At 63.6% G+C, this 26,498-nt stretch carries 24 protein-coding genes and 1 pseudogene; 7 read left to right on the top strand and 18 right to left on the bottom strand.

All coding sequences use genetic code 11. The annotated features are described in order from the left end of the window. Nucleotides 1-5: 5 nt before the first annotated feature. The 9 genes from xylB to ABQX22_RS14405 all read right to left on the bottom strand — a co-directional run bounded on the left by xylB (nt 6) and on the right by ABQX22_RS14405 (nt 7,247). The gene (xylB, locus tag ABQX22_RS14445; protein WP_349800535.1) at nt 6-1,502 is read right to left on the bottom strand and encodes a xylulokinase; all 1,497 of its coding nucleotides are present in this window, start codon (nt 1,500-1,502) and stop codon (nt 6-8) included. A 209-nt stretch (nt 1,503-1,711) separates the two neighbouring features. Then, nucleotides 1,712-2,653, bottom strand: a complete 942-nt coding sequence (locus ABQX22_RS14440) for an ABC transporter substrate-binding protein (protein ID WP_349800534.1) — start codon at nt 2,651-2,653, stop codon at nt 1,712-1,714. 55 nt (nt 2,654-2,708) lie between these two features. After that, on the bottom strand, nt 2,709-3,701 hold the full coding sequence (locus ABQX22_RS14435; protein WP_349800533.1) for an ABC transporter permease subunit: 993 nt from the start codon (nt 3,699-3,701) through the stop codon (nt 2,709-2,711). Nucleotides 3,702-3,838: 137 nt separating this feature from the next. Next, a complete protein-coding gene (locus tag ABQX22_RS14430; protein WP_349800532.1) occupies nt 3,839-5,383 on the bottom strand; it encodes a sugar ABC transporter ATP-binding protein in 1,545 nt (514 codons plus the stop codon). Between the two features lie 269 nt (nt 5,384-5,652). Then, nucleotides 5,653-5,862, bottom strand: a complete 210-nt coding sequence (locus ABQX22_RS14425) for a DUF2934 domain-containing protein (RefSeq protein ID WP_349800531.1) — start codon at nt 5,860-5,862, stop codon at nt 5,653-5,655. Between the two features lie 180 nt (nt 5,863-6,042). Continuing rightward, complete coding sequence (locus ABQX22_RS14420) at nt 6,043-6,171, bottom strand: hypothetical protein (RefSeq protein WP_349800530.1); 129 nt, start codon at nt 6,169-6,171, stop codon at nt 6,043-6,045. A gap of 39 nt (nt 6,172-6,210) precedes the next feature. Continuing rightward, nucleotides 6,211-6,540, bottom strand: a complete 330-nt coding sequence (locus tag ABQX22_RS14415) for a DUF883 family protein (RefSeq protein WP_349800529.1) — start codon at nt 6,538-6,540, stop codon at nt 6,211-6,213. Nucleotides 6,541-6,641: 101 nt separating this feature from the next. Then, on the bottom strand, nt 6,642-6,890 hold the full coding sequence (locus tag ABQX22_RS14410; RefSeq protein WP_349800528.1) for a hypothetical protein: 249 nt from the start codon (nt 6,888-6,890) through the stop codon (nt 6,642-6,644). 126 nt (nt 6,891-7,016) lie between these two features. After that, entirely contained in the window at nt 7,017-7,247 is a 231-nt protein-coding gene (locus ABQX22_RS14405; protein WP_349800527.1) for a hypothetical protein, read from the bottom strand. Nucleotides 7,248-7,543: 296 nt separating this feature from the next. Here ABQX22_RS14405 and ABQX22_RS14400 point away from each other — a divergent pair, with 296 nt between their 5' ends. Beyond that, nucleotides 7,544-9,736, top strand: a complete 2,193-nt coding sequence (locus ABQX22_RS14400) for a TonB-dependent siderophore receptor (protein WP_349800526.1) — start codon at nt 7,544-7,546, stop codon at nt 9,734-9,736. Between the two features lie 221 nt (nt 9,737-9,957). Here the strand turns inward: ABQX22_RS14400 and cptA are convergent. The 8 genes and pseudogenes from cptA to ABQX22_RS14360 form a co-directional block, all read right to left on the bottom strand. Beyond that, a pseudogene (cptA, locus tag ABQX22_RS14395) lies at nt 9,958-11,703 on the bottom strand (phosphoethanolamine transferase CptA). A gap of 48 nt (nt 11,704-11,751) precedes the next feature. After that, complete coding sequence (locus ABQX22_RS14390) at nt 11,752-12,489, bottom strand: hypothetical protein (RefSeq protein ID WP_349800525.1); 738 nt, start codon at nt 12,487-12,489, stop codon at nt 11,752-11,754. A gap of 7 nt (nt 12,490-12,496) precedes the next feature. Further along, nucleotides 12,497-13,204 carry a hypothetical protein gene (locus ABQX22_RS14385; RefSeq protein ID WP_349800524.1) on the bottom strand — a complete coding sequence of 236 codons (708 nt, stop codon included), beginning with the start codon at nt 13,202-13,204 and terminating at the stop codon, nt 12,497-12,499. Further along, on the bottom strand, nt 13,197-14,915 hold the full coding sequence (locus ABQX22_RS14380; protein WP_349800523.1) for an ABC transporter ATP-binding protein: 1,719 nt from the start codon (nt 14,913-14,915) through the stop codon (nt 13,197-13,199). The genes ABQX22_RS14385 and ABQX22_RS14380 overlap by 8 nt, the downstream gene beginning before the upstream one ends. A gap of 126 nt (nt 14,916-15,041) precedes the next feature. Further along, complete coding sequence (gene spt, locus ABQX22_RS14375) at nt 15,042-16,232, bottom strand: serine palmitoyltransferase (RefSeq protein WP_349800522.1); 1,191 nt, start codon at nt 16,230-16,232, stop codon at nt 15,042-15,044. Then, nucleotides 16,219-16,428 (bottom strand): acyl carrier protein, encoded by a 210-nt coding sequence (locus ABQX22_RS14370; protein ID WP_349800521.1) that lies wholly within the window; start codon nt 16,426-16,428, stop codon nt 16,219-16,221. Before ABQX22_RS14370 ends, spt begins: the two co-directional genes overlap by 14 nt. Before the next feature lie 81 nt (nt 16,429-16,509). Further along, nucleotides 16,510-17,421 carry an NAD-dependent epimerase/dehydratase family protein gene (locus ABQX22_RS14365; protein ID WP_349800520.1) on the bottom strand — a complete coding sequence of 304 codons (912 nt, stop codon included), beginning with the start codon at nt 17,419-17,421 and terminating at the stop codon, nt 16,510-16,512. Next, nucleotides 17,421-19,172 (bottom strand): fatty acyl-AMP ligase, encoded by a 1,752-nt coding sequence (locus ABQX22_RS14360; RefSeq protein WP_349800519.1) that lies wholly within the window; start codon nt 19,170-19,172, stop codon nt 17,421-17,423. Before ABQX22_RS14360 ends, ABQX22_RS14365 begins: the two co-directional genes overlap by 1 nt. 382 nt (nt 19,173-19,554) lie before the next feature. Between ABQX22_RS14360 and ABQX22_RS14355 the strand changes: the two genes are divergently transcribed. The 6 genes from ABQX22_RS14355 to ABQX22_RS14330 are packed head-to-tail and all read left to right on the top strand — an operon-like array spanning nt 19,555 to nt 25,604. Continuing rightward, nucleotides 19,555-20,697 carry a hypothetical protein gene (locus tag ABQX22_RS14355; protein ID WP_349800518.1) on the top strand — a complete coding sequence of 381 codons (1,143 nt, stop codon included), beginning with the start codon at nt 19,555-19,557 and terminating at the stop codon, nt 20,695-20,697. Continuing rightward, on the top strand, nt 20,681-21,511 hold the full coding sequence (locus ABQX22_RS14350) for a nucleotidyltransferase family protein (protein WP_349800517.1): 831 nt from the start codon (nt 20,681-20,683) through the stop codon (nt 21,509-21,511). The genes ABQX22_RS14355 and ABQX22_RS14350 overlap by 17 nt, the downstream gene beginning before the upstream one ends. Beyond that, complete coding sequence (lptF, locus tag ABQX22_RS14345; RefSeq protein ID WP_349800516.1) at nt 21,502-22,575, top strand: LPS export ABC transporter permease LptF; 1,074 nt, start codon at nt 21,502-21,504, stop codon at nt 22,573-22,575. Before ABQX22_RS14350 ends, lptF begins: the two co-directional genes overlap by 10 nt. After that, nucleotides 22,572-23,651 (top strand): LPS export ABC transporter permease LptG, encoded by a 1,080-nt coding sequence (gene lptG / locus ABQX22_RS14340; RefSeq protein ID WP_349800515.1) that lies wholly within the window; start codon nt 22,572-22,574, stop codon nt 23,649-23,651. Before lptF ends, lptG begins: the two co-directional genes overlap by 4 nt. After that, entirely contained in the window at nt 23,652-24,629 is a 978-nt protein-coding gene (locus ABQX22_RS14335) for a diacylglycerol kinase family protein (protein ID WP_349800514.1), read from the top strand. Nucleotides 24,630-24,638: 9 nt separating this feature from the next. Continuing rightward, nucleotides 24,639-25,604 (top strand): hypothetical protein, encoded by a 966-nt coding sequence (locus tag ABQX22_RS14330; protein WP_349800513.1) that lies wholly within the window; start codon nt 24,639-24,641, stop codon nt 25,602-25,604. Between the two features lie 15 nt (nt 25,605-25,619). Here the strand turns inward: ABQX22_RS14330 and ABQX22_RS14325 are convergent, their stop codons facing one another. Beyond that, nucleotides 25,620-26,153: a putative ATP-dependent zinc protease gene (locus ABQX22_RS14325; protein WP_349800512.1), complete on the bottom strand. Its 534-nt coding sequence runs from the start codon at nt 26,151-26,153 to the stop codon at nt 25,620-25,622. Nucleotides 26,154-26,498 lie beyond the last annotated feature (345 nt).

Raw genomic sequence — 26,498 nt, 5'->3', positions numbered from 1 at the left:
CGGGCTCAGTCGTGTAACTGCCTGGCCGCATTCAGCAGCCCGCGAAATTTCAGGTAGCGGGCGTGCAGCACTGGCTGGGTCTGCGGGTCGGGCGTATAACGCGCCTTGACCGGCATGCCCTTCATCAACAGCGCCGCGCCTTGCCCCGTCGCCAAAGACGTTGCCGCCAAAAACCCCAGTTTGGCCGCGCCGATGCAGGCGCTCAGCTCGCTGCCGTGCAGCGTGTAGATCTCCCGATTCAGAATGTTGGCCAGTAACTGGGCCCAATAATCGCTGCGCGCGCCGCCGCCCACCAATGCACAGGCATTGACCTGCGCCCCCGCTGATTGCACCGCGTTCATCGCATCCAGCAGGCCGAAGCCCACCCCTTCCAGCACCGCATACCCGAGCATCGCCGGGGTGCTGTCGTGGCCCAGATTCATGAAACCGCCGCGCAGCAACGGATCGTTGTGCGGCGTGCGCTCGCCCGCGAGATACGGTAGAAACAGCGGATTGACCGTCGCCACAGGTTGATCCACGGGCAGCTCGGCGTTGATCAGCGCCAGCAAGGTCTGTTCATCCTTCTGGCCCAACAGGCGCGTGACCCAGCGCAGACAACTGGCACCCGCGAGCATGGCGCCCATGGTGTACCAACGCTCGGGCAGTGCGTGGCAGAAACTGTGCACGGCGCTGGCCGGGTTGCCGGCGGCCTGGTCGGTGATTGCAACGATGGCAGCGCTGGTGCCCAACGTGATGAACGCATCCCCGGCATTGATCGCGCCGATACCCACCGCCGACACCGGGTTGTCGCCGCCGCCAGCGCCCACCGGCAGCCCCGACGGCAAGCCCAGCCGCTGGGCCGATTCCTGCAAGCGGCCGGACAAAGCGGTGGATTCCAGCAACGCCGGCATCTGCGCCAACGACAGCCCGGTGGCGCGCAGCATCGGTTCGTGCCAGGCGCGCCGTTGCACATCCAGCCACAAGGTGCCGGCGGCGTCCGACATGTCGCTGATGCGCGCGCCGGTCAGGCGCAGGCGCAGGTAATCCTTGGGTGACAGCACGCACGCGATCTGCCCGAAGACGTCGGGCGCGTGCTGTTGCAGCCACAGCAATTTGGGCGCCGTCAGGCCGGCCATGGCCAGGCTGCCGGTCGCCTGGGCATAGGCCGGGTAATCGCGATTGAGCTGCTCGGCCTGCTCCATGGCGCGGGAGTCATCCCAGAGCATCGCCGGGTACAGAATCCGGTCGTCGTGCCCCAGCAGGACCGCGCCGTGCATCTGACCGGACAGGCCGATGCAGACGATGGCGGCCCACGCCTGAGTATGGCTTGCGCGCAGTTGATCCAGCGCCGACAGACACGCTTGCCACCAGTCTTCGGGGTCTTGCTGCGACCAGCCGGGCTGCGGGCGGGAAACGGTCAACGGCGCGCCAGCGTGGGCCAGTACGCGACCACTATCGTCCAGCAAAATCGCCTTGAGTTCGGAGGTGCCCAGATCGATACCGAGTGAAACGCGTTGCTGCATGGAATTCTCGCTTGCCGTTGAACGGACCGGCCATGCCGATATTGGCGGTCCAGCGCCAGCCCGTGGGAGCGGACCTGTCCGCGAAGACTGAGGTTCAGGCGCCAGAGATGCATCGGCTGTACCGACACCTTCGCGGACAGGTCCGCTCCCACATGAACGCGTATGCCCTCAGCAATGGGCATGCCCGTCTGTCAAAGCGTCATCCGCGCTCAACGCTTGCTGGACCAGCCCTTGTAGTCGCCGATGTTGTCACGGGTGATGAGTCTGGGGGTCAGCAGGGTCACGGCTTCGGCGGGTTTGTTGCCGTTGAGGATGTCGTTGCCCAGCACCACCGCTTGCTGCGCCATGGCCCACGGGTCCTGGCTGGCGGAGGCCTGGATCGATGACTCGGTCTTCAGGGCGTTTTCGATGTCCGGCGCGCCGTCCACCGAGGTGATGATGATGCCGCTGCGTTTCAACTGACGGGCCGCCAGGTCGCTGCCGATGGCTTGCGGGTCATTGATGGCGAACAGTCCGTCGATTTTCGGGAAGCGCGTCAGGTAGCCCTGCATCGCATTCAACCCGCCTTCGCGCGAACCCTTGGCGTCCTGATCGTCGGACAGCACCTTGATCCCCGGCGCAGCGGTCAGCGCGGATTTGCAGCCGGTGACCCGATCCGTGACTGAAGTCACCTGCGGGCCGTTCTCGATGATCACGTTGCCCTTGCCCGAGAGCTTGTCGATGATGAACTGGCAGGCCAGGCGTCCGGCTTCGACGTTGTCGGTCTGCACGGTGGCGTCGACGCCCTTGGCGTTCACATCCACCGCCACCACCACGATCCCGGCACTGCGCGCCTTCTTGATCGCCGACTCGATGGCGTTCGGATCCACCGCGTTGAGCAGGATCATGTCGACTCCCGCCGCGATGAAGTTATCGATCTGGGTGAACTGCTTGCTCAGGTCGTAATCGGCGGAGACTGAGGTAATTTTGGCGTTGGGGCTCAACTCCAGCACCTTGGCCTTGGCGCCTTCGGTCAGGGTCACGAAATACGGATTGCCCAGGGAGCCCATGGTCATGCCCACGGATTTCAGGTCACGGGCCTCGACGCCCTGGGACAACAGACCGGCCAGGCACAGGCTCAGGACAGCGGGGAATTTGCGTTTGAAGTTCATGATTGCTCTCTTGTGATTATTGTTGAGGCCTTTTTGAAGCACTGTAGCGGGTGATTCAGGTTCTCGCGCCGGACTGCCGGTACCGGTCCAGCGCCACGGCGCCAATGATGACGATGCCCTTGATGATGTATTGCCAGATGTCCGACACCCCCATCAGCACCAGGCCGTTGGTCAGCACCGCGATGATCAAGGCACCGATCAAGGTGCCGCCGATGGTGCCGACGCCACCGGTAAAACTGGTGCCGCCCAGGATCACCGCGGCAATGGCGTCCAGCTCGTAGGACTGGCCCAGTTGCAGGCCATTGGCGGCGAACAGGCGTGAGGCGCTCATCACCGCACCCAGCCCGGCCAGCGCCCCGGACACCGCGTACACGAACAGCAGGACTTTCCAGACCTTGATCCCCGACAGCCTCGCCGCCTCGGGGTTGCCGCCCACCGAGTAGATCTGCACGCCCATCACCGTGCGCCGCAGGATGAACCACGACAGGGCAATCACCGCCACCGCGATGATCACCAGCCACGGCACGCCGAGCACCGAATCATTGCCGATGAAGGCAAATGGCAGATCAGGGTTGAACACGGTTTTGTCGTCCGCCAGCAGACGGGCCAGGCCACGCATGGCGGTGAGCGCGCCGAGGGTCACAATGAACGGTGGCAGGCGCATGAAGGCGATCAGTCCGCCATTGACCAGCCCCAGCAGCAGACCGAAACCGATGCCGGCGGCGATGCCCAGCATCCCGTATTGCGGCGACATCGACGCCTGCAGCGCCACCACGGCGGAGGCCGCGAGAATCGCCCCCACCGACAGGTCAATGCCCGCCGTGAGGATCACAAAGGTCATGCCGGCGGCCAGCACCACGTTGACCGAGGCCTGTTGGGTGATGATCGACAGGTTCTGCCAGGTCATGAAGCTTTCGCTCATCAAGGCGAAGCCCACCAGCAACAGCACCAATACCGGCAGCATGCCCACCGTGCGCATCAGTTCGCGCACGCGTTCGCGTTTGTTGATCGCAGCCACGGTGGCGGGTTTGTCTACGGTCAGGCTCATGGCCGTGCGTCCTCTTTTTTATTGTTGTTGAGTAAGGTGGAGCCGACGCCTGTAGGAGCGCGCTTGCCCGCGATGACACTATTTCGCTCGCCACATGTGGGTCGGATGTACCGACGCCATCGCGGGCAAGCGCGCTCCTACAGGGAATCGCTCCCGGTCGCCAGATCAATGATCCGCTCCTGGGAAATCTCATGGCCCGACGCGCCACCGACTTCGGCCACCAGTTGGCCCTCGCGCATGACCAGCACACGGTCGCAGGTGCCGATGATTTCCGGCAGTTCACTGGAAATCACCACAATCCCCACCCCGGCCTTGGCCAGTTCATTGATGATGCGATAAATCTCGGATTTGGAGCCGATGTCCACACCCCGTGTCGGTTCGTCGAGGATCAGCACATGGGGCTTGATCTCCAGCAGCCGGGCCAGCAGCACTTTCTGCTGATTACCACCGGACAGCGCGCCGACGCTGATTTTGCCGGAGGCGACCCGGATCGACAGCGAGCGTATCGCTTCGATCGCGCGTTTCGCCCCCCGTGGACGATCCAGCACGCCGCCGGCATGGGCATCGGGCACGCAAGCGCAGACGTTGATGTTGTCGCGCACGCTCATGTCCAGAAACAGGCCCTGGGCCTTGCGATCTTCAGTGAGGTACACCACGCCCGCCTCGATGGCGTCGGTGGGGGTGTTCAACGGCGACACGATGCTCCCGGCGATTTCCACGGTGCCGGTGGTGCGCGGGTTGGCGGCGAAAATCAGCCGCGCCAGCTCCGTGCGCCCGGCGCCCACCAGGCCGGCGATGCCCAGCACCTCGCCGATGTGCAGGTCGAAACTGCAGGGGCGTACCCGCTTGCCATCGGCCATGTCCCGCACGCGCATGACCACCGCGCCCGGGTCATAGGCCGCGTGTTCCTTTTTGTAGAAACCGGACAGATCGCGGCCCACCATCATTTTCACCAGGGCCTCGGCCGACAGCCCGTCGCGCTCCAGCTGACCGACGTATTCCCCGTCGCGCAGCACCGAGACGCGGTCCGCCAGCTCGTAGATTTCCGCCATGCGATGGCTGATGTAGATAATCGCCAGGCCCTGATCGCGCAGCTGCTTGATCAAGGCAAACAGACGGTCGGTTTCCCGGGAAGACAGCGGCGTGGTGGGCTCGTCCATCACCAGCACCGACGCATTAGCGTGCAGCGCGCGGGCGATTTCCACCAGTTGACGCTCGGCAATCGACAGCACACTGACCGGCGTGGTGGCCTTGAATTCGGCGCCAAGACGGGCCAGCACTTCGACGCAGCCCGCCTCCATGGACGCCCGGTCGATGGTCCAGCCGCGCTTGAGTTCGCGGCCCAGGTAGATGTTTTCCGCGACCGTGAGGTTCGGGCACAGACTCAATTCCTGATAGATCACCGCGATGCCTTGGGCCTTGGCCGTCAGCGGATCAAACCCGCCCAACACCCGCCCATTGATCCGGATCTGTCCGCCGGGGTCCGCCTGATAGGCGCCGGAGAGGATTTTCATCAGGGTGGATTTGCCGGCGCCGTTCTCGCCCATCAGGGCGTGGACTTCCCCGGCGTAGACCTTTAGGGAGACGTCTTTGAGCACGCGCAGGCCATTGAAGGTCTTGGAAATGCCGCGCATTTCGAGCACAGGCGTGGTGCGGATTTCTGGAAGGAGAGATGACGCCATGGACGAGGCGCTCATGAGCGGACGCTCATAGCGTGGGGGGTGCAGGTGTGGCCGAAGAGGCGCACCCGTGTGAGCAGACCAGGCTGGCTGTTCATTTCAATCCTCAACGGTTCTTGTTTTTATACCGGCGGCTCCTCGTCAACGGGCGTGTTGACGGAAGGCACTCGGGAAGCAACTGGAAACACTCTAGATCGGCTGAAACGATTCACGCAAGTGTTTCTGGGCGTGCCAGGCATAGATTTTCATCACTGGCACACCGACTGACGGGCTTATTCGTTGGTTTCAGGATCGTTCTCAGGCTCGGGAAACAAGGCGTCCAGACGGTGGCGCTTGTTGCCATTGCGCACCGGCGCCATGGCGGCGGACTCGGCCAGTCGGGTCGCGATGTCCCAGTGCCGGTCCTGCTGCCCTTCGGGCTTGCCTTCGGTTTCCCAGATTGCCTCGGCCAGTTGGCGAATAGTGTCTTGGTCTACGCTCATTCCCATTCCCCCCATATGCCATTGCGTGGTTGAGCCCGGCCTCAAAGGGAGGCCGTGGCCGTTCAACGAGGCCGCTCGTTGCCGAAACGGTGCGGCCAGCTCTGCCCGTTTCGAGCCGTCCGCCGCCGCGCTGTTGCGCCGCAGCATACGCTCGTTACTCAGGTAGGTAATCCCCATGAATCACCAGGCGCCCGGCGGAATGCCGTCCTTGTTGAAATCCTTGAGTCGCTCCTTTTCCTCGGGGGTGGAATGCGCGGGGACGTCGTCGTCTTCAACCGGTGGTTGTTTGCTTTCTTCGGGATCACTCATCGCGGGTCCTCCTCAGGGCAATCGGTTTATTACGGTGGATCAGTGGTCGCGGCGGTTGAGCACGATGCTCACCAGCAGGCCGATACCGGCGGCGGCGGCCACTGCCTGCCAAGGGTTGGCCTTGACGTAGGCCTTGGCGCTCGACAGCGCCTGGCTGCTGCGGTCGACGGCCGTGTCGTAGGACGTGACCGTGCTGGCCGCGCTGTCCAGAAACGCATTCAACCGCTGGCGTGCCTGGCTGGTCCGGTCTTCGTTGATCGCATCGCCGGCCTGGAGCAGTGCGTCCGTTTCGTTGAGAAACGTGCTCAGCTCCGAACGGGTCTTGTCGTAAAGATCGTCGGTCAGTTGTTTGGTGATGTCCTTCGCCATGATTGCGTACCTGATTTAAATGCTCGAAAAAGGTTGACCCGGCGCAATGCCGGTTCGTTCCAACAGACTGAGCACTGGCGTGAGCGCCGTGCAGCAGCCGATCAATGGCCGCTGATCACACCGGTCATGGCGGTGAACTGGCTCTGACGGTTCTGCAGTTTGTCGAGCACTTCCGGCGGGGTCGATTCACGAAACACCACCATGTGGCCTACGTCCTTGCCGCCCTCTGTCACCCGCTCGATGTCGTTGATCATCCAGGTTTTCAGCTCATCGGCGGTGATGCCCAGTTGCGCGGCGATCTCCAGATGAAACCGTTCCTGATCGTACTGATTGAATGATTCGCTGTTCATGGGGCTGCCTTCTTCGTCAGTGATCTAGTTAGGGCTGCGAAGAAGGCCAACAGTTCAGACCAATCCGGGGCCTGCCTTCAGGATGCGGGGACAGGCGATGGCGCAACGGGTGTGACGGGCAGGCCGTCAGTGCAACGAGGAGATCATCAGGCGGCCACCCGCAAGACCGGCCTGCTGGGCGGTTTCGAGCTGGGAGTAGCTGTGATGGTAATCGCGCCAGACCGGCGAGATGCGATCGTCGCCCTTGTGGGTCACTACGTCGATGGTCCAGGGGGCAGCGGAACCGGTGCGGTAGGCGTTGACGGTGATCTGGAACGCGCCTTCAACGAAGTCGCGGGAGAGATAGGTGCTTTGCATGACGTGCTCCTTACAGCGCGATCCCAGGAAACCTGGGAGGTAGGGCAGTCAAAGCGGTTACTGGCAAGAGCAACATTTAACCGGACCACGTTTCCATGGTCACGTTTATACGACGGCTCCGCATCCTATTCGTTCAGATTTGATTGGAATTTGACGGCATTCATTTGACATTGTCGCAATCTGAAACACTTTAATAATAAGAATAATTACTATTCACTACTTTGTGAAAATCTTGTTAATCTCGCTCCCGAAATTCATAGCCCTTTGCCTGCATTCGATATTTCAGGAATCCCCCCATGCTCCGTCCCGTTCTTCCCGCACTGGCTACCACCCTCGCCCTCGGCTTTAGCGCATCTGTTTCAGCCGCTCCGGTGCAGGTCGATGTTCCCGCGCAGTCTTCGCCCACGCCCAAGACGGGGGCCATTTCGCTGGACGGCGTGAACATCAACGCCGACTACGGCGTCGCGGGCACGGCCACCACCGAGAACAGCGGTTCCTATACAACGGGCTCCATGAACACGGCCACCAAGCTGCCGTTGTCGATCCGCGAGACGCCACAGTCGGTCAGCGTGATCACCCGTCAGCGCATGGACGATCAGGGGATGAACGACCTCAATGACGTCGTGAAATATGCGCCGGGCGTGACCTTCCACAAAACCGCATCGGATCGGCAGGAGTTCCTGGCGCGGGGCTTCAAGATCGACAACATCATGTACGACGGGCTGCCGACCAGCATCAGCACCTACACCCAGGACGTGATTTCCGGCGCTGACCTGGCCATGTACGACCGCGTCGAAGTGGTGCGCGGCGCCACTGGCTTGATGACCGGCGCCGGCAGCCCTGCCGCGACCCTGAACCTGGTGCGCAAGCGTCCGACCGCTATACCGCAGGTCAGCATTACCACCGCCGCCGGCAGCTGGGATCGCTACCGCACCGAGGTCGACGCCTCCAACAAGCTCAACGATGCCGGCACCGTGCGTGGGCGTGTGGTTGCGGCTTATCAGGACGGCAACAGCTTTTCCGACGTGCGCGACAACCAGCGCCAGACCTTTTACGGGATTGTCGAAGCGGACCTCAACGATTCCACGACCTGGACGATCGGCGCCTCCAAACAGCGCGACGACAACACCTCGGACTGGGGCGGCTTGCCCAGCGGCCCGAACGGCGAAGACCTGCACCTCAAGCGCTCATCGTTCCTGAGTAATGACTGGTCGTACTGGGACAAGGACAACTACAGCCTCTTCACCGACCTGACGCACCGCTTCGACAACGGCTGGTCGGCCAAGCTCGCCGGGCAGAAGATCTGGGCCAATGCCGACACCTTCTCCACCTACCTGGGCAACTACGACGGCGCCGGCTTCCAGCAGTACGCCGGCAAGTACATGGATGACGACGACCAGACCAACCTCGACGCGTCGCTGTCCGGGCCGTTCAAATTGTTCGGTCGCGAGCACGATCTGGTCGTGGGCGTCAGCCACCGCGAGGAGAAATTCGATCAGTGGGGCGGCTGGACCGATGGCACGCCCATCGACATCTACAACTTCGATCACTCGTCGGTGCCCAAGCCTGCGGTCGACACCACCCTGTATGAAAGCCGCAACACCACCAAGGAAAACGGCCTGTACGCCGCTGCCCGCTTCAACCCCATCGAGCCGTTGCACATCATCGTCGGCGGGCGCGTCAGCTGGTTTGACTACGACAACCGGGCCGGCACCGGTGATTACACCGTCAACCGTGAAGTCACGCCGTACGCGGGCATCATCTATGACCTGAACGACACGTACTCGGTCTACGCCAGCTACACCGAAATCTTCAAGCCACAAAGCCAGATGGACGCCAGCCGCCAGGTGCTGGACCCGATGACCGGCAAGAACTATGAAATCGGCCTGAAGGGTGAATATTTCGACGGCTCGCTGAACGCGTCGGTGGCCTTGTTCGACATGGAACAGGAGAACCGCGCTTACCTGCTGGACAACCAGAACGCGACCAATTGCCCGTCCTTCCCGGCCTCCAGCTGCTACGGCGCGGCTGGTAAAGTCCGCAGCCGCGGTATCGACAGTGAAATCAGCGGCGCGCTGACCCCGGACTGGCAGGCCTCGGCGTCCTACACCTACGTGCTGAGCCAGTACGTCGAAGACGCCACCGAAAGCAACGAAGGCAAGCTGTTTGCCCCTGAACAACCCAAGCACCTGTTCAAGGCCGCCACCAGTTACACCCTGCCGGGCGAGCTGCACAAATGGCGCGTGGGCGCGGATGTATACGGCCAGAGCAAGACCTTCAACCGCGTGGGCAACGGCACTGCCGATCAGGACGCCTACGGCATTGTCGGCCTGATGGCCGGTTACAAGTTCGACGAAAACTGGGACGGCCGGGTCAACGTCAACAACCTGATGGACAAGCGCTACTGGCAGGGCATCCCCAACGCCGGCGGCACTGGCGTGTACGGCGACCCGCGCAACGTGATGTTCTCGGTGAAATGGACGCTTTGATCGCCAGTCGCAGACCGCATTCGCAGGTTTTGCTGCCGCTGCGCGGCAGATCGCGGGCAAGCCTCGCTCCCACGCCTTCGGCAGAAGCAGACCTGATGCCGCAGATCCACCGTGGGAGCGGCAGATCAGCCGTTCTGATTGATCGTTCCCACGCTCCGCGTGGGAAGGCCGTGCCTGACGCTCCGTGTCACAGGGCCACGGAGCGCAGCAACGCTCATTGCCTAGTCCGCCTTACTCACTGCAGCGTGCGGCAGCTCGACCGGCAGCGCATTGAAGTCGCGCAGGCTTGAGGGGCTGTGGGGGTTGCCGATCAGCAGGGGGACCGGTTTGAAGTCCGGGCTGATCAGGCTCTCGGACGGGACGAGCTCGTCGAAGCGCAGGCCCGCCAGGTCGCTCCAGGTATGGATGAAGTGCGAAGTGCTGTACGGCCGGTGCAGATACGCGTCGTCCACCGGCGGATTACCCTGGGCGGCTTTCCAGCTCGGGGAGCTCCACACAATGAACGGAACGGTGTACATCGGCCGGGTCGGCGCGGCTTCGTTGCGGCCCAGCACGTTGGGCGCCACCGGGTCGTAGACCGATTCACCGTGGTCGGACAGGTACAGCAGAAACCCGTTCGGGTCGGTCTGGCTGAAGCGCTTGATCAACGAAGACACCACAAAATCGTTGTAGCGCACCGCGTTGTCGTAGCTGTTGTAGACCTCAAGCTGAGCGTCGGTGACGTTGGCCGGCACGTCCTCGCGGTCCTTGAAGTAATCGTAGGTCGGCGGGTAGCGATACTTGTAGCTCATGTGCGTGCCCAGCAGGTGGATCACGATGAGCTTGCGCGGCGCGTCGTCGGTCAGTGCCTGGGAGAACGGCTCCAGCACGTCTTCGTCGTACTGGCTGGTCTCGTTCTAGTCGCGGTTGTTGTTCAGGTAGGCCTGCTCGTCCGCCTGCTTGGAGAACAGCGTCAGCATGGTGTTGCGCTTGGTCATGGTCTGCTGGTTGGTGATCCAGAAACTCTTGTAACCGGCCTGCTTCATGACACTGACCAGGGTCGGCGTGCTCAGGTACAGATCCGGGTGTTCCTCATCGGCGAAGGTCAGGACCTGTTGCAGGGTCTCGATGGTGTAGGGACGCGGCGCGATGACGTGGTCGAACACCTGCAGCTGTCCCTTCAGCTGGTCCAGGTTCGGCGTGGTCGGACGGCCGTAGCCGTAAAGGCTCATGCGTTGGCGGGTGGTGGATTCGCCGATCACCAGCACCAGCGTCGAGGGCTGCCCGGCGTGGTTGTCGGTGAGGTGTTGGAGCGGCGGAATCTGCGCCTGAGTGGCCAGCATGTTCGACATCTCGTCCAGTTGCTGAACGTACTGGTGATAGCCCACCACCAGCTGCCAGGGCGCTGCCGCTTCGATGTTTTCCTCGAACTCGGCGACGGCGCGCTTGACGGTGTCGCGCTTGATGTACTGATGAATCGCGTTGTAGCCCACCGAGACGCCCAGCAACAACACGCAGCAGACCACCCGCCCCTGGCGCGGCAGGTACACCGGCCGCACCCGGGTCCATAGCAGCAACCCGCCCAGGCTGTAGGCAACCACCGCCGCCACGATGGACCAGGAAAAATAATGCCCCAGGTACTCGCTGGACTCCTGCAGGTTCGAATCGAACATGATGAAGATCACGCTCTGGGAAAATTCCTGCCCGTAGACCAGAAAGTATCCCAGCCCTGCCAGGGACGATGCCCACAGGACAATCCCCACCACGCCGGCGATCAGCCGCGTGTGCCGGGGAAACGCAATCAACGGGATCATCCACAGCATCGTCACCATGGACGCTTCGGCCATGCCCTTCCAGCCAGCCACCCCGGCGTGGATGATCAGCAGTTGCGCGACGCCGGAGAAATACCAGAAGAACACGAACATCCAACCCAGCCCCTTCCAGTTGACCGGGCGGGGTGTCACCGCTGCTGTGTGGCTGGCTTGCATAACGTCCTCAATCAGAAAAAAAAACGCCTGACGCGCGGGGGCATGGCGTCAGGCCGGCACATCGGCCATCAGTTGACGAACCAGTTGCATGCACTGGGCCTGCACCGCGTCCATCGGTTGGCGGGCATCCACGTCGACAATCCGCGCGCCATTGAAGCGCAGCAGCGGCGTGGCCTGAACCTTCTGCCGCAGCAGCGCCAGATTGTGATCCGGCTTGCGGGCGAAGGCGGTGTCGGCGTCGATGTTGAGGCGAATGACCAGGGTCGGCCGGTAGCTGACCATCCGTTGATACAGCCGGATTTCCCGTTGCGCCAGCCAGGCGGCGAAGCGGTTGGCGGGACGCGCCGCGGACAGCCCCGGCCCGTCGTAGAAACCGGCGACGTCGAGCTGCGGGTAGCGGTCGCAAATCACCAGCCCGGCCAGGGTTCGCAGGGCCAGCATCTGCCGGAAGCGGCGCACCCGCTTGCGGGAAAACACGTAGATGACCAGCGCCGTGAGGGTGCCGGGGATGCGCTCGCCTTGGGTGCGTGCCTGTTTGGCCTTGGCCGTCAGACGCCGCGCCAGCACCGGACCAATCAACGGCCAGGCCTGGATTTTCAGGGCCAGCGTGCCCGAGCCCAGGCCCAGGTAGGCGTAGGCCGCGCCTTCCCCGTGCAGGGCGGCGCACAACGAGGCGGCCAGGGTGGTTTTGCCGGCGCCGTCGGAGCCGATGATCGCGATCAACGGTGCCAGCGTCGGGTCGTCAGGCCCATGGCCGTCGAACCGCCGCGTGTCGTGGTCGTTCATGAGGCATTCATCGGTGGCTTAAGCTGCTGGCGACCGCCGCTTTTGCCTGGGCGATCACGTCGCTCAACGGCAGGCGGCTGTCCAGGTCCAGAATCGGCGCACCCTGATACTCAAGCTTCGACACCTGGGCGATCTTCATGACCAGGGACTCGTAGCGGTGATCGGGCTTGCGGGCGAAGGCGGTCTCGATGTCGACGTTCAAGCGAATGACCAGATCCGGACGGTGGCGGGTCATGTGGGCGTACAGGGCTTTTTCCCGCCGGGCCAGAAAGCGCACGAAGCCGTTGCGCAGGTGAACCCCCGCCAGTCCCGGTCCATCGGCTTTCAGGTTGGCCACCGCGATCTGCGGAAAACGGTCGGCGATGACCGCCACCCCATTGCGCCGCAGCACCATCATTTTCTGGTAACGCCGCCAGCGCCGCACGGACAGCAGAAACATCGCGAACGCCGCCAGATTGCCGGGACCTTCAGCCGTGTGTTTCGAGCTCGGCTTGTCGCGCGGCGCATGGCGGGCAATCAGACGGCCGATGGAGGTGCCCACCAGCGGCCATTTCATCATCGCCTCGCCCAGGGCCTTGGACTGAATGCCCAGGTGGCAGCTCTGGGTGCGGCGGGTTTCCTGCATCCAGCCCAGTACCGCCTCGGACACGGTGGACTTGCCCGCGCCGTCGCAACCGACAAACGCAATCAGCGGCGCCAGCGTCGACTTACCCACGGGCGATCGAAACGGGGTCAGGGGCCGACGTCGTCAGCCGGGTAATGATCCCGTCCTTGACCTGCACCACTTCATCGGCAATCTCGATCAGATGCGGTCGGTGGGATACGGCGATAATGGTGATTTCCGGCGTCAGGGCTTTCAGAGAATCGCAGATCTCGCGCTCGGCTTCCGGGTCCAGCGCACTGGTGGCTTCGTCGAGAATCAGCAAGCGCGGGTGATGCGCCAGGGCGCGGGCGATGACGATGCGCTGGCGCTGGCCGCCCGACAGCTTGCCGCCCCGCTCGCCCACCACCGACAGCATGCCGTCCGGGAGTTTTTCCACGAACTCCCAGGCACCGGCCTGACGCAAGGCGCGCTCGGCGTCTTCGGCCGTCAACGCCGGTTCGCCCAACGTCACGTTGGCCAGGATGGAGTCGTGCAACAGCAGGGTTTCCTGGGTGACGTAGCCGATCATCCGCCGCCACTTGCGCCGGTCGATGTCCGACAGCGGGACGCCATCCACGCGGATGTGCCCGGACTGGGGGCTGAGCAGCGCGCACAGCAGGTCGAGGATGGTGGTCTTGCCCGCACCGGAAGGCCCGACGAGGGTGGTCATGCTGCCGATGTCAAAGCCGAACGTGGCGTTGTCCAGCACCGTGCGGCCTTCGTACATGAACGACACGTTGTCGAATTCGATGCGCTGGTGAAGCGTCGGCTGCACGCTGCCGCCCTTGGGCTCGGCCTGCGCGGCGGCGGTGTCCACCGCCTCACGCAAGGCCCAGAAGGCACTTTCCTGAGCGGCCATGCGGTGGTAACGCTGCTGGGCCTTGTGCATCAGGCCCAACACCCGCACCACCATGAAGATCAGCACCATCACCGAGGACAGCGGCAGTTGCCAGATCACCAGCCCGGCGTACAGGCCCGCAGCGGCAAGGATCGCCAGCAATGGTTCCTGAAGCGCGCGCAGGGTTTCACGGCTGGTGACTTCCTTTTCCATGGCGGCGTTGAGTTGGGTCGCTTGATGACGCAGCAGGGAATCGGCGATGTCTTCCCGGGCCATGGCCTTGAGCGGTTTGACCGAACCCAGGGTGTCGCTGAGGCTGACCAGCAGATCGCGCATCAGGCTGGTCTGGCTGCGGCCGGCCTTGCGCGAGGTCTTCACCAGGCCGCGAAGCGCCAGCAGAATCCCCAGACCCACCAGCAGACAGACCACCGCCGCCTGCCAGGACACGATCAACGCAATCACCCCGTAAGCCACCGCCTGAATCGACAGCGCCACCATGTTCGCGGCGTGCTCGTACGCGGTGGAGGCGCGATAGGCTTCGGTGGCCACGGCGTTGGCCAGCGCGCCACCGGGTTGGCGCAGGTAGTATTCCCAGCGGCTGCCCAGAGTGGCGTTGATCAGGTCCACCCGCAGGTCGGTGGCCACATGAGCCACGGTGTAGCCCACTTGCCGGTTGGCAATCAGGATCATCAGACTGCTGAGGGCCATGCCCACCACGATGATGGTCAGCAGCACGACAATGGTCGGCTCCATGCCAAACCACGCCATGGCGTTGATGATGTGCTCGCCGAAGGCCGAATGCGCGTTGTCACCCAGCATCACCGACATCAACGGCAACATGGTGGTCAGGCTCACGCTCTCCACCAGACCCGCCACCACCAGGCTCAGCAGCATCAGGGCCGTACGCAGCGGGTAGGACCGGCCAAAGGCAAAAATAATTCGCATAACGCTCACATTGAAAATCAGGTTCTACGCCGCAGGTAGCCCCGCGGCGGATGACGTGTTGCGTGCGCCTGTCCCGTCACGCGCAGCCCCCCGCCAGGTCAGCGAGGTGCGGCGGTGCGACGGCGATCAGCCCGCTAGGTCGGCCAGGGGACGCAACACTGAAAATGCCTGAATGATCTGGTCGATCTGTTCCGGGGTGTGCGCCGCACTGACGCTGCAGCGCACCAGTGTAACGCCGGCCGGCGTCGCGGGCGGCAATACCAGATTGACGTACACGCCCTGCTCGATCAGCGCGCGCCAGAACTGCAGGCCTTGCTCCTTGGTGCCGACCATCACCGGGACCACCGGGCTGACGTGGGGGCCGAGGGAATAGCCCAGGTCCACCAGGCCGTCATACAGCCGATTGGCGTTGGCCCACAGCTGTTCACGCAGCTGCGGCCGGGTGGCGATAGATTTCAGCGCAGCGCGCACCGACGCCACCACCGAGGGAGACGGCGATGCCGTGAAGATGTACGGACGGCTGGCGTAGCGCAGCACTTCCATACTGGCACTGCCGGCGGCGAACCCACCGATGGCGGCCAGGCTTTTGCTGAAGGTGCCGAGGATGATGTCGACGTCGGCTTCAACGCCCAGTGCTTCCGACAGGCCGCGGCCGTTGGCGCCCATGACCCCGAACGAGTGCGCTTCGTCCACCAGCAGATACCCGCCCAGGCGCCGTTTGATCTCGACGATTTCCCGCAGCGGCGCGGTGTCGCCGAGCATGCTGTAGATGCCCTCGACGATGATCAGCGCGTCCTTGGCCCGCTCGCCGAGACGCAGCATGCGCCGTTCCAGGTCCTTGGCGTCGTTGTGCTGGAAACGGATAATTTCTGCACCGCCCAACGTGCACGCGTCGTAGATGCTCGCGTGGCAATCGGCGTCCAGCAGCACCACTTCACGGGGACCGGCCAGGGAACCGATGATCCCCAGGTTGGCCACGTAGCCGGTGGAAAACACCATCACCGAAGGCCGGTCGAGGAATTCGCCGAGTTCGGCTTCCAGCGCCGTGTGGCCGCCGTAGCTGCCGTTGGCCATGCGCGAACCGGTGGTGCCGGTGCCTTCGACCACCAGCGCGTGCTGCGCGGCTTCGATGGCCTGGGCGTCGAAGGTCAAGCCCAGGTAATTGTTGGTCCCGGCCAGGATGACGTCTTTGTCGCCGATGCGTCCTTCGGTGGGCGAGTACACGGCATCGATGCTGGTGCCGAACGGGCTGGCCCCGCTGTCCTGGAAATGGGCCCGTTCAGCCGCCAGACGGCTGAATTTGTCATACAGCCCCATGACTTTTCTCCACGTAGGCCACCAGGGAGCTGGCCAGCTGCCGGGGCGTTCTGACGTCCATCAGAGTGTTGATCGGGATGGACAGGTCGTATTCGTCTTCCAGCTTCATCAGCAGGTCCATCATCTTCACCGACTCAAGCCCCAGGTCATCGACCAGGTCGCTGTCAGGCCCTACGTGCTCCGAAACCGGAACCATCTCCCGGAGACAAACCAGGACGTTTTCTAAAATGGTGTCTTGCGTAAACATTGTTGACCTCTTAAATCCAATGGTGCGCGCTCAGAACAGGCCATCCTGCAGGGCGCGACGCAGCTTGATCCGGGGCTCCCAGCCAGTGGCGGCCGTGATGTCGGTGTTGCTGCAGGTCCAGTCGTGGTGGATCAATTCGTTGACCTTGCTGGTGGTCAGCATCGGCGCGCGTTGCAGCAGGTACGACAGCGCCAGGTTGGCCGCGGCCAGGGCTTTGAGCAGCGGGACCGGCACCGGAATCTGCCGCACCCGTGCCTTGCGGATGTCCGCGCCGATACGCGCCAGCCCTTTCCAGCTGTAACCGCCCAGGGTGCCGTCGCTGATCTCGTACGTGGCCGGCCGCGCCACGGGCGACGTCAGCCATTGCATGACTGCGGCCGTCAGGTCGAACACGTGCACGAAACTCAAGTGCGCCTCCCCTGCCCCCAGCCGGACCAACAGGCCGCGCAGCAGCCAGGCGAACAGCGGCTGCAACTCTCGGTCTCCCGGACCGTAAACGGCGGTGGGCCGGAAGATGCCGACACTCACCGGGCCGGCAGCGTCCAGCACCGCCTGCTCGGCGTCGAATTTGGAGCGCGAGTACCAGGACAACTCCGGATGGCGGGCGGCCAAAGAAGACATGAGCAGAAAGCGCTCGCAGGTGCCGGACGCACGCGCCGCTTCCATGACCCGACGGCTGCCGTCCACGTTGACCGCGCGAAAGCTGTCGGCGTCGCGGCCCCGGACGGCACCGGCGCAGTGGATCACGGCACGGGCGCCAAGCATCAGGTCGGCCAGGGACGCTTCATCTTCCAGACTGCCGCGTACCCAGAGCACGTCGTTCTTGAAACCCGACTGGGTGCGGCTCAGGGCCCGGACAATGAAGCCCTGGGCCACCAGCATCCGGGCGATCTGCCCGCCGATGAAACCGCTTGCGCCGGTCAGCGCGACAATCGGCGGCATCAGGCAGTCCCTGCCGCCGCCAGCGCCTCAGACGGCATGGAAATCTGGCTCAGGAAACGCTTGCGCGCTTCGGCACGGGCCGGCTTGCCTGACGAGGTGCGCGGGATGCTGTGGGGCGGCACCAGATCGATGGTCGGGGACAGGCCGAATTCGCTGTGGATCTTGGCGAACAGGGTGTGCAGCAGACGCTCGCGCTTGTCCTCGGCCAGCAGCCGGCACTGCACCTGCATGACCACCGCCGGCTCGCCGTCCTTGTGCACGATGAACACGATGGCGTCGCCCGGCCGAACGTCGGCCTCGGTCTCGGCCACCAGTTCGATGTCCTGGGGCCAGATGTTGCGGCCGCGAATGATGATGAGGTCTTTCTTGCGCCCGGTGACGTACAGGTTGCCGTCGAGCAGATAACCCAGATCGCCGGTGTCCAGCTGTCGGGTGTCGGCCAGTTGGCGAGTGGATTCGGGGTCCTGGAAATAACCCTGCATCAGGCTCGGCCCGGAAATCACGATGCGCCCGACACTGCGCTCCGGCAGCGGATGGCCGGCCTCATCGAGCACCAGCAACTCATGACCCGGCAACGGGCCGCCGCAATTGACGAAAGTGCTGATGGCGGTGGAGAGCTCGGTGGCCGGCACGGCCTTGCCTTCCAGTTCGAGGATGTCGCGGTCGACGCGATCGGTCTGCCCGCCGGCGTCCGGGGCGGCGAAGCTTACCGCCAGGGTGTTCTCAGCCAGGCCATAGCACGGCATGAACGCGCTGGCGTTGAAACCGGCGGGCGCAAAATGCTCGGCGAAACGGTTCAGGGTGCTGATCGCAATCGGCTCGGCACCGACCCCGGCCACACGCCAGCGGGACAGGTCCAGGCCCTGCACTTCCGTCGGGCTGCAGCGGCGCACGCACAGGTCGTAGCCGAATGGCGGGGCCACGGACACAGTGCCGCGGTTGCGGCTCATCAGGTTCAGCCACTGCTTGGGGCGCATGGCGAAATCCTGGGTCTGCAAGTAATCCACCGACAACTGCGTGGCCACCGGCGTCAGGACAAACCCCACCAGGCCCATGTCGTGGTAGTACGGCAGCCAGGAAATGCAGCGGTCCCGCGGACGCAGGCGAATGCCGTCCAGGCTGATGCCGCGCAGGTTGGCCATCACCGAGCGCTGAGTGACGACCACGCCCCGTGGAAACCGCGTGCTGCCGGAGGTGTATTGCAGGTAAGCGATGTCGTCAGGCTGCGGCGGGACCAGCGCAACCTCCACCACCGGCAGCTTCTCCAGGTCCTCGGCGGTGCCGATGAACTTCTGGGTCGAAGGCTCGATGGCTTCGTGCACAAAGGACAACCAGTCCTCCCCGCCCAGTACCGCCGACGGCGAGCAACTGGCGAGCAGGCCGCGCAGCTTGTCGACGTAGGATTTGTGATGACCGACGCCCATGGGAATCGGCAGGGGCACCGGGATCAGGCCCGCGTACTGGCACGCGAAGAAAATTTCAACGAAACCCGGGGTGGTGTCGGCAATCAGCGCGACGCGATCCCCCTTGACCAGGCCCAGGCCCAGCAGCCGTTTGGCGGCGGCGACGGCGCGCCGTTTGAGCATGCGGTATTCCATTACGGCGGTCAGGTGACAGCGCCGGTCGTAGAAATTCATGCCTGTTTGCCCGAGTGCAGCGTAATCCAATGCATCAGCGAGAGAGGAAAAGTCTGCAAGGCGCTGCGCAAGTGAATGCCCAGAGCTTGTCTCCGACAAATAAAGAACAGCCATTGATTGTGAGCTCTCTCAGGTACTACGGCGTAAAAGCTCGCATTGAAGGCCTTGCCTTGCACAACGAAGCCAGAAATCCTCAACACTCCGCAGGGGCGATCAATCTAAAAAACCAATGCCTGCATTGCTTGGAAGGACAGCGAAATTCAATCGAATACAGTGTTACAGCCTACCAACATCAAGGCGGCGGTAGATTACTCCCTCCATACGAGGGGTCGAGTATCGAAACGGTCGATACTCTTAATTGATCATGACACATAGACGTAACAAAGTATTTCCTCCATTGTGGGCCGTTATGGCTCAATGTCATACACCGCGCAAAGGATGCGCGGCGACACCCTGTGGCACGCCGAACTGCCGATAGAAGAAGAAACGCCATCACATGAATACAATGACTTCCCCGATCGTCATGGAAGTGGTGAAGACGCGTCAGGACCTGAACGCCTTCATCGCCTTCCCGGGTTCGCTGTACACAGGGGACCCCTGTTGGGTCGAGCCACTGCACATGGAACGTCGCGAGCACCTGTCGGCCAAGAATCCGGCATCGTTGCACGTGACCTGGCAGGCCTGGGTGGCCAGGCGCGGTCACGTCATCGTCGGCCGGGTCATGGCTCAGATCGATACGCTGCACCGCGAACTGCATGGCGCGGACACCGGCCACTTCGGCATGCTCGATGCCGTTGACGACCCGGAGGTCTTTCGCAGCCTTATGGCGACCGCCGAAACCTGGCTGCGCGAACAGGGCGCACACCAGATCACCGGCCCCTTCACCCTGAACATCAATCAGGAAAGCGGATTGCTGGTCGAAGGTTTCGATACGCCCCCCTCGGCGTTCATGAACCACAACCACCCTTATTACCAGAAGCACCTGTCCGCGCTGGGCTACGGGCCGGCCGTGGACTTGCTCGCCTACTGGATGCGCACCGACGAGCTGAATTTCCCGGCCCCGCTCAAACGCATGATGGACCGCGAACGCGCCCGCATCTCGATTCGCACCCTGGACCGAAGCAAGTTCGAGGCCGAGATGCAGACCCTGCGGGACATCTTCAACGATGCCTGGGCGAAGAACTGGGGCTTCGTGCCGTTCACCGAGAAAGAATTCAGTGAACTGGGTGCGCAGATGAAAATGCTGGTGCCCGAAGACCTGATCTACATCGCCGAAATCGACGGCAAGCCGTGCGCGTTCATCGTGGCGATGCCAAACCTGCACGAAGCCATTGCGCCGCTGAAGGGCCGCCTGCTGCCGTTCGGCTGGCTGCGCCTGTTGTGGAAGCTCAAGGTGTCCGGCACCCGCACCGCCCGCGTGCCGTTGATGGGCGTTCGCCAGCAGTATCAGTTCAGCCGCCAGGGCCCGGTGTTGGCGCTGTTGCTGATCGAAGCCCTCTACCAGCCCTTTGTCCGGCGCAAGATCGAGGCGCTGGAGATGTCGTGGATTCTGGAAACCAACACCGGCATGCGCACGATTCTGGAACGCATCGGCACCCAGGCCTACAAGCGCTATCGCCTTTATGAAAAACGCATCTGAACCGGCGCGCTTTTCAGCGCTGGTACTGGCCGGGGATCGACACGCCAACGACCCGGTTATCGCCCTGGGCGACGCGGGTTGCAAGGCGCTGACGCCGGTCAACGGTGTGCCGATGCTGCACCGCGTGGTGTCCGCCCTGAACAGCAGCGAGCTGATCGGCGACATCACCCTGGTGGGCCCGAATCGCGCGCTGCTGGATCGCGACCCGTTCATGCACGCGCTGCTGGACAGCGGTGCGGTGTCGGCCCTGGAACCGGCCGCCTCCCCCAGCGCTAGCGCGTTGCGGGGCCTGCAACACATCGCCGCGCGGCCGGTGTTCGTCACCACCGCCGACCATGCGTTGCTGCGCCGGGAAATCGTCGACCATTTTCTTCAGCACTCCCGCACTAGCGGCTGCGACGTGACGGTTGCCGTGACCCCGCTGGCCACCGTGCTCGGCATGTTTCCCGACAACCGACGCACCGCCATCAAGCTGCAGGGCGGTCCGTACTGCGGCAGCAATATGTTTGCGTTCATGACCCCGGAAAGCGAAAAGATCGCGGCGTTCTGGCGCAACATCGAGCAGCAGCGCAAGAACCCGAGAAAGGTGATTGCCGGCGCACTGGGCTTTACCGCCACGCTGAAATACCTGCTCGGCCGCTTGTCGCTGGATCAGGCGATGCAGCGCATTTCCGCGGCCGTCGGGGTGCGTGTCGGGGCGGTGGTCATGCCGTTCGCGGAGGCCGCGGTCGACATCGATTCGGTCAGCGATCACCGCCTTGTCGAACAGACCCTGCGCCAGAGAATGAATGCCGAGCCTGTCGAATGCTCCTGATCGAACGCTACATCATTGCCGAAATACGTCGTCCGGTAACGGTCATGGTCGGGATCCTGACCTTCGTCTTCGCCAGCTACTCGGCCGAGCGTTACCTGACTCAGGCGGCCAATGGCACCCTGGCGTTGCAGGCGGTGCTGGACATGGTCGTCTACAAAGTGATCATCGCCCTGGAAATGCTGGTGCCGGTGGCGCTGTACGCCTCGGTCGCGATTGCCCTGGGCCGGCTGTATCACGACTCCGAAGTCACGGCGATTCTGGCGTCCGGCGCCAGCCCGTTGCGCCTGTACCGGGCCATTGCCCTGATTTCGCTGCCGATCGCCATCGCGGTCACGGTGCTCTCGGTCTACGGCCGGCCGTGGGCGTACACCCAGACCTATCGCCTGGAGCAGGAATCGCGCACCGATCTGGACGTCAACCACCTGCTGTCCCACCGCTTCAACCTCAATCAGGACAACGGCCGGATGATTTTGGCCGAGCGCATCGATCACGCCACCGGCACCCTGGAAAACGCGCTGATCTACGATCCCGGCGAAGGCAAGACCCGCATCTTCCGCTCGAACACCGCCAGCGTCGTCGACCCCAATCCGGATGACCCCATCGTGGCCATGACCACCGGTACGTCGTATTCCCTTGAGCACAAGGGCATCAAGGACGTGACCAGCGTGTTCACCAATATGCGCCTGCACCTCAAGCCCATCGAGCCGGAGCCGGACAACAAGCGCAAATCCACCTCCACCGCGCTGCTCAGCGTGTCGGCAGTGCCCCAGGACAAAGCCGAATTGCAGTGGCGCCTGACCCGTGGCGTGAGCGCGATTCTGCTGGCGTTGCTGGCCGTGCCCCTGAGCCGCACCGCGCCGCGCAAAGGCCGTTTCTCCACCCTGCTGCCGATTGCGACGCTGTTCGCGGTGATCTTCTACGCGGGCAACATCTGCCGGACCCTGGTGGGCAACACGTCGCTGCCGATGATCCCCGGCGTCTGGCTGGTGCCACTGCTGATGGCGATCGGGGTGCTGATCTTCATCGCCCGCGACCTTGGGCTGCTGCGGCGCCGCACTCAATGAGGATTACCAGCCTCTACCTGATTCGTAACGTACTGATCGGGTTTGTTGCGGCCGCCGCCTTGCTGCTGCCGCTGTTCACCACCTTCGATTTGATCAGCGAACTGGACGACGTCAGCTCCGGCGGCTATCGCTGGACTCAGGCGCTGCAAGTGGTGCTCATGACCCTACCGCGACGGGCCGTGGACCTGGGGCCGTTCATTGCCTTGCTGGGCGGGATCGTCGGGCTCGGGCAACTGGCTCTGACCCAGGAACTGACCGCCATGCGCACGGCGGGGATTTCCATCGTGCGGATTGCGATCACCACGGTCATGGCCGGCGTGATCCTGGTGCTGCTGCTGGGGGTGATGGACGAGTGGGTCGCCTCGCCGCTGCAGCAGCGCGGCGTGCAGATCAGAAACGAAGCCCTGGCGGTGTCCGGGGAAGCGGCCAGCCCGTCGGGGAGTATCTGGGCCCGGCGCGGTGACGAGGTCGCGCGGATCGGCGCCATGACGCGGCATAACACCCCGGTCAGCGTCGAGATCTTCCGCTACACCACCGAGCTGCGCCTCAAATCCTACGTGTTTGCCGACAGCGCGCAGATCCGCCCGGACGGCACCTGGCTGTTGAAGAACGCCCAGATCAAGGAATGGAACGGCGACGAGGAAAGCATTCGCCAACAAGACACGCTGGAGTGGAAATCGGTGTTTTCCGACCGCCGCCTGAAAGAACTCACGCTGCCGACCGACAGCTTCTCCATCCAGCAGCTGCACCACTACATCCTGTTTCTCAACGGTTCGGATCAGCCGTCGGCCGAGTACGAAATGGCCATGTGGCAAAAGCTCGGGCGACCGATCCTGACCCTGGCGATGATTCTGTTCGCCGTGCCGTTCACCTTCGCCCAGCAACGCTCGCCCGGACTGGGCGGCCGGCTGGCGGTGGGTGCGGTGGTCGGGCTGCTGATTTACGTAAGCAACCAGATCATCGCCAACCTCGGGCTGCTGCTGGCCGGCAACGTGCTGCTGACCACGCTGCTGCCGTCGGTGGCGCTGCTGGGGATTGCGCTGATGCTGATTTACCGTTTTGACCGAGCCCGCTGAATGAACGCCCTCACCGATTCGACCCCTCGCCCCGAACGCATCGGCATCGTGCTCAACCCGGCCAGTGGCTACGTGCGCCGCCATCTTCCGCGCCTGCGCGGGCTGGCGGCGGGGATAGCTGGCGCGACGGTCATCGAAGCCATAACCGACGAGCAGATTTCCAGCGCGGTCGACGCACTGGGCCTGGGCCCTGACGACCTGCTGGTGGTGATGGGCGGCGACGGCACTCTGCAAGCGGCGCTCACGGCGATGCTCCGGCGTGAGTCGCTGGCCGTGCCCTGCGTCCTCGCCCTGCCCGCCGGCACCACCAACATGAGCGCGGCCGATCTGGGTTCGCGATCCAAGCCTGTGGTGGCGCTGCAAGCGTTGAACGACTGGCTCGGCGGCAAGACCTCGGCCCCGGCCATCTGCGCGCGCTCGGTGTTGCAGGTGTCCGATGCCAGTGCCACGCCGCCTCGGTTCGGCATGTTCTTCGGCGCCGGGGCGATCATCAACGGGGTCCGCTACTTTCACAACAACCTGCGGCCCAAAGGCATACGCGGCGCCCTGGGTCCATCGCTGGCCTTTGTGCGCATGGTGCTGTCGCTGTTTCGCGGCGCCGAATACACCGCGCTGCCGGCAACCCCTGCGCGATTGCACCTCCAGCCGCATCCGGTGTTCGCGCCCTGGCTGCTGGTGTTGGCGACCACCCTTGACACCCTGCTCCTGGGCAGCACGCCCTACTGGGGCCGCGAAAAAGCCCCGATGCATTTCACCGCAATCGCTCACCGGGCCCCGCGCCTGTCGCGCTCGCTGTTTTTTCTGCTGCGCGGCAAGGCCAGCGCGACGATGAAAGGCAACCCGGCCTACATCAGCCACAACCTGGACCACACCGCCATTGATGACCTGACCGAATACCTGCTCGATGGGGAAATATTTCCGGTGCACGGGCAACTTCAGCTGTCGGCGACCCCAGCCGTGCGCTTCATCGTGCTTTAAGGATCGGCCATGCCAGACCTCCCCGCCGCTGCACCGACCCCCGCCCTGCTGGCCACGGTTGCCGAGCAATGTGCGTTGCCGGTGGCCGATGAGTTGCAGGCGTTGTCCCAGGTGCTGCGCACGCGCTTCGGTGACGCCCTGAGCGGCCTGCTGTTTTATGGCTCGTGCCTGCGCAGCGGCGACCCGACCGAGGGCCTGGTGGACCTTTACGTGTTGGTGGATGACTACGCCAACGTGCACACCCATCTGCTGCCGCGCCTGGCGAATCAGTGGCTGCCGCCCACGGTGTTCCTGCTCAAGACCGTGCTGCCCGATGGCCGGACGTTGCACGCCAAGTGCGCGCTGATCTCGCTGAAGCATTTCGAAGACGGCACCGGTGGCTGGTTTCAGAGCTACCTGTGGGGGCGCTTTTCCCAACCGTCGCGGCTGGTGTATGTCCGCGATCAAGGGGTTCAGGGCCGGGTGCATGTAGCGCTGGCCACTGGGGTGATCCGCATGATGTCCGAGACCCTCGGCGCCCAGGAGGCGACGTTTACCAGTTTCGCTTTTTGGGAACGGGCATTCGCCCTGACCTACGGCACCGAGCTGCGCCCGGAAAAGGCCAGTCGCCCGACGGAAATCGTCACCCACAACGCCGAGTACTACAGCCGCGTGACCCGCGACGCAGTGGCCTCGGTGCCCGGGCTGTCGCCGTCATTCAATCAGGCTGACGGCTTCATCCGGGATTGCGATGGCGCCCGGCAGCAACAGACCCGCCGCCGCTGGAAGGTCCGACGTGTTCAGGGCCGTACGCTGAACGTGCTGCGCCTGATCAAGTCATTCTTCACCTTTGAAGACGGTGTCGACTATGTCATCTGGAAACTGGAGCGGCATTTGGGCGAGCCGGTGAAGGTCAGCCCGCACCTGCACCGCTACCCGCTGATTTTCTGCTGGCCGCTGCTCTGGCGACTGCTGCGCAACCGGCGGCTGCGCTGAGTTTCTTTACCCGGCTCAGGTGCTCTGCTTGCCGGCCGACGCGTTGCACGCAGGCTTGACCGTGTTGGTCCGGGTGACGTCCACCGTGCCCAGATGCTGTAAGGTGCTGCGGCCGAGAATGACGGTGTAATCCTTCTTGCCGCGGCTCTTGAGCGCCAGCTCTTCCTGATAGGTCTGGTTGCCGATGCACAGCTCCATCTTCACCACCTGGCGATGGCCACCGCCGCCGATCAGGCCCTTGCCTTTTTCCGAACGCAGGATCTTGCGCTCGAACGGCACGTCCACCAGCGCACCGGTCAACCCCTTGGGCACCTGCACCGAGAAACGCACCCATTTTTCACTGCCCTTGTCGAACGGCACGATATTCGCCGCCGCCAGATAAGAGTTCTCGGCGGACGTGTCCATCTCGACCTTGACCGCGGTTTGCTCGGGCATCAACAGCGCCTCCTCCTCCCAACCGAACACCTGACTGGGCGCGGCGGCCAACGTGAGCGAGGGCAACATCAGGGCAAAGGCGGTACCGATGACGAGTGAAGTGAGGTTCTGCATTGAGGGATCTCCAGGACGTTTCGCATAGTGCCTCAAGTGCCAGAACGAGGCCATGCCTGGCGCCGGGCGGCAGATGAAACTTTACGCGGCCCGACCGCCATTCGCGTTGTGCCTGACCCAGCGCATCGCAGCCTTCGGCGGCTCCTACAGGGGTTCGGTGGCGCTCGGCGAATCCTGGCATATACGCGGTCCACTGTAGGAGCTCTCGGAGGTTACGACGGCAGCGATGGGCTGCGAAGCGGCCCCAAAACCTGCCACTGCGTTCCGCCTGACACACCGCGTACACAGGTTTCACTGCCGCTGCGCGACAGATCGCAGGCAAGCCAGCTCCCACGGCCTGCGGCC

Source organism: Xanthomonas sp. WHRI 1810A, assembly GCF_040202885.1.
Lineage (GTDB): Bacteria > Pseudomonadota > Gammaproteobacteria > Pseudomonadales > Pseudomonadaceae > Aquipseudomonas.
Note: the sequence above shows the minus strand (reverse complement) of the source record. Positions and strands in the feature narration are given on the sequence as shown.

Bases quoted from the DNA above. Each gene is read 5' to 3' on its own strand.
- ABQX22_RS14440 (WP_349800534.1), bottom strand. From the start codon at position 2,653: ATGAACTTCAAACGCAAATTCCCCGCTGTCCTGAGCCTGTGCCTGGCC.
- ABQX22_RS14370 (WP_349800521.1), bottom strand. From the start codon at position 16,428: ATGGTTCCGGTTTCGGAGCACGTAGGGCCTGACAGCGACCTGGTCGAT.
- ABQX22_RS14350 (WP_349800517.1), top strand. From the start codon at position 20,681: ATGAAAAACGCATCTGAACCGGCGCGCTTTTCAGCGCTGGTACTGGCC.
- ABQX22_RS14355 (WP_349800518.1), top strand. From the start codon at position 19,555: ATGAATACAATGACTTCCCCGATCGTCATGGAAGTGGTGAAGACGCGT.
- ABQX22_RS14330 (WP_349800513.1), top strand. From the start codon at position 24,639: ATGCCAGACCTCCCCGCCGCTGCACCGACCCCCGCCCTGCTGGCCACG.
- ABQX22_RS14435 (WP_349800533.1), bottom strand. From the start codon at position 3,701: ATGAGCCTGACCGTAGACAAACCCGCCACCGTGGCTGCGATCAACAAA.
- ABQX22_RS14405 (WP_349800527.1), bottom strand. From the start codon at position 7,247: ATGCAAAGCACCTATCTCTCCCGCGACTTCGTTGAAGGCGCGTTCCAG.
- ABQX22_RS14420 (WP_349800530.1), bottom strand. From the start codon at position 6,171: ATGAGTGATCCCGAAGAAAGCAAACAACCACCGGTTGAAGACGACGAC.
- ABQX22_RS14400 (WP_349800526.1), top strand. From the start codon at position 7,544: ATGCTCCGTCCCGTTCTTCCCGCACTGGCTACCACCCTCGCCCTCGGC.
- xylB (WP_349800535.1), bottom strand. From the start codon at position 1,502: ATGCAGCAACGCGTTTCACTCGGTATCGATCTGGGCACCTCCGAACTC.
- ABQX22_RS14425 (WP_349800531.1), bottom strand. From the start codon at position 5,862: ATGAGCGTAGACCAAGACACTATTCGCCAACTGGCCGAGGCAATCTGG.
- ABQX22_RS14380 (WP_349800523.1), bottom strand. From the start codon at position 14,915: ATGCGAATTATTTTTGCCTTTGGCCGGTCCTACCCGCTGCGTACGGCC.
- ABQX22_RS14390 (WP_349800525.1), bottom strand. From the start codon at position 12,489: ATGAACGACCACGACACGCGGCGGTTCGACGGCCATGGGCCTGACGAC.
- ABQX22_RS14410 (WP_349800528.1), bottom strand. From the start codon at position 6,890: ATGAACAGCGAATCATTCAATCAGTACGATCAGGAACGGTTTCATCTG.
- ABQX22_RS14415 (WP_349800529.1), bottom strand. From the start codon at position 6,540: ATGGCGAAGGACATCACCAAACAACTGACCGACGATCTTTACGACAAG.
- ABQX22_RS14365 (WP_349800520.1), bottom strand. From the start codon at position 17,421: ATGCCGCCGATTGTCGCGCTGACCGGCGCAAGCGGTTTCATCGGCGGG.
- ABQX22_RS14325 (WP_349800512.1), bottom strand. From the start codon at position 26,153: ATGCAGAACCTCACTTCACTCGTCATCGGTACCGCCTTTGCCCTGATG.
- lptF (WP_349800516.1), top strand. From the start codon at position 21,502: ATGCTCCTGATCGAACGCTACATCATTGCCGAAATACGTCGTCCGGTA.
- ABQX22_RS14335 (WP_349800514.1), top strand. From the start codon at position 23,652: ATGAACGCCCTCACCGATTCGACCCCTCGCCCCGAACGCATCGGCATC.
- lptG (WP_349800515.1), top strand. From the start codon at position 22,572: ATGAGGATTACCAGCCTCTACCTGATTCGTAACGTACTGATCGGGTTT.
- ABQX22_RS14360 (WP_349800519.1), bottom strand. From the start codon at position 19,172: ATGGCTGTTCTTTATTTGTCGGAGACAAGCTCTGGGCATTCACTTGCG.
- spt (WP_349800522.1), bottom strand. From the start codon at position 16,232: ATGGGGCTGTATGACAAATTCAGCCGTCTGGCGGCTGAACGGGCCCAT.
- ABQX22_RS14430 (WP_349800532.1), bottom strand. From the start codon at position 5,383: ATGGCGTCATCTCTCCTTCCAGAAATCCGCACCACGCCTGTGCTCGAA.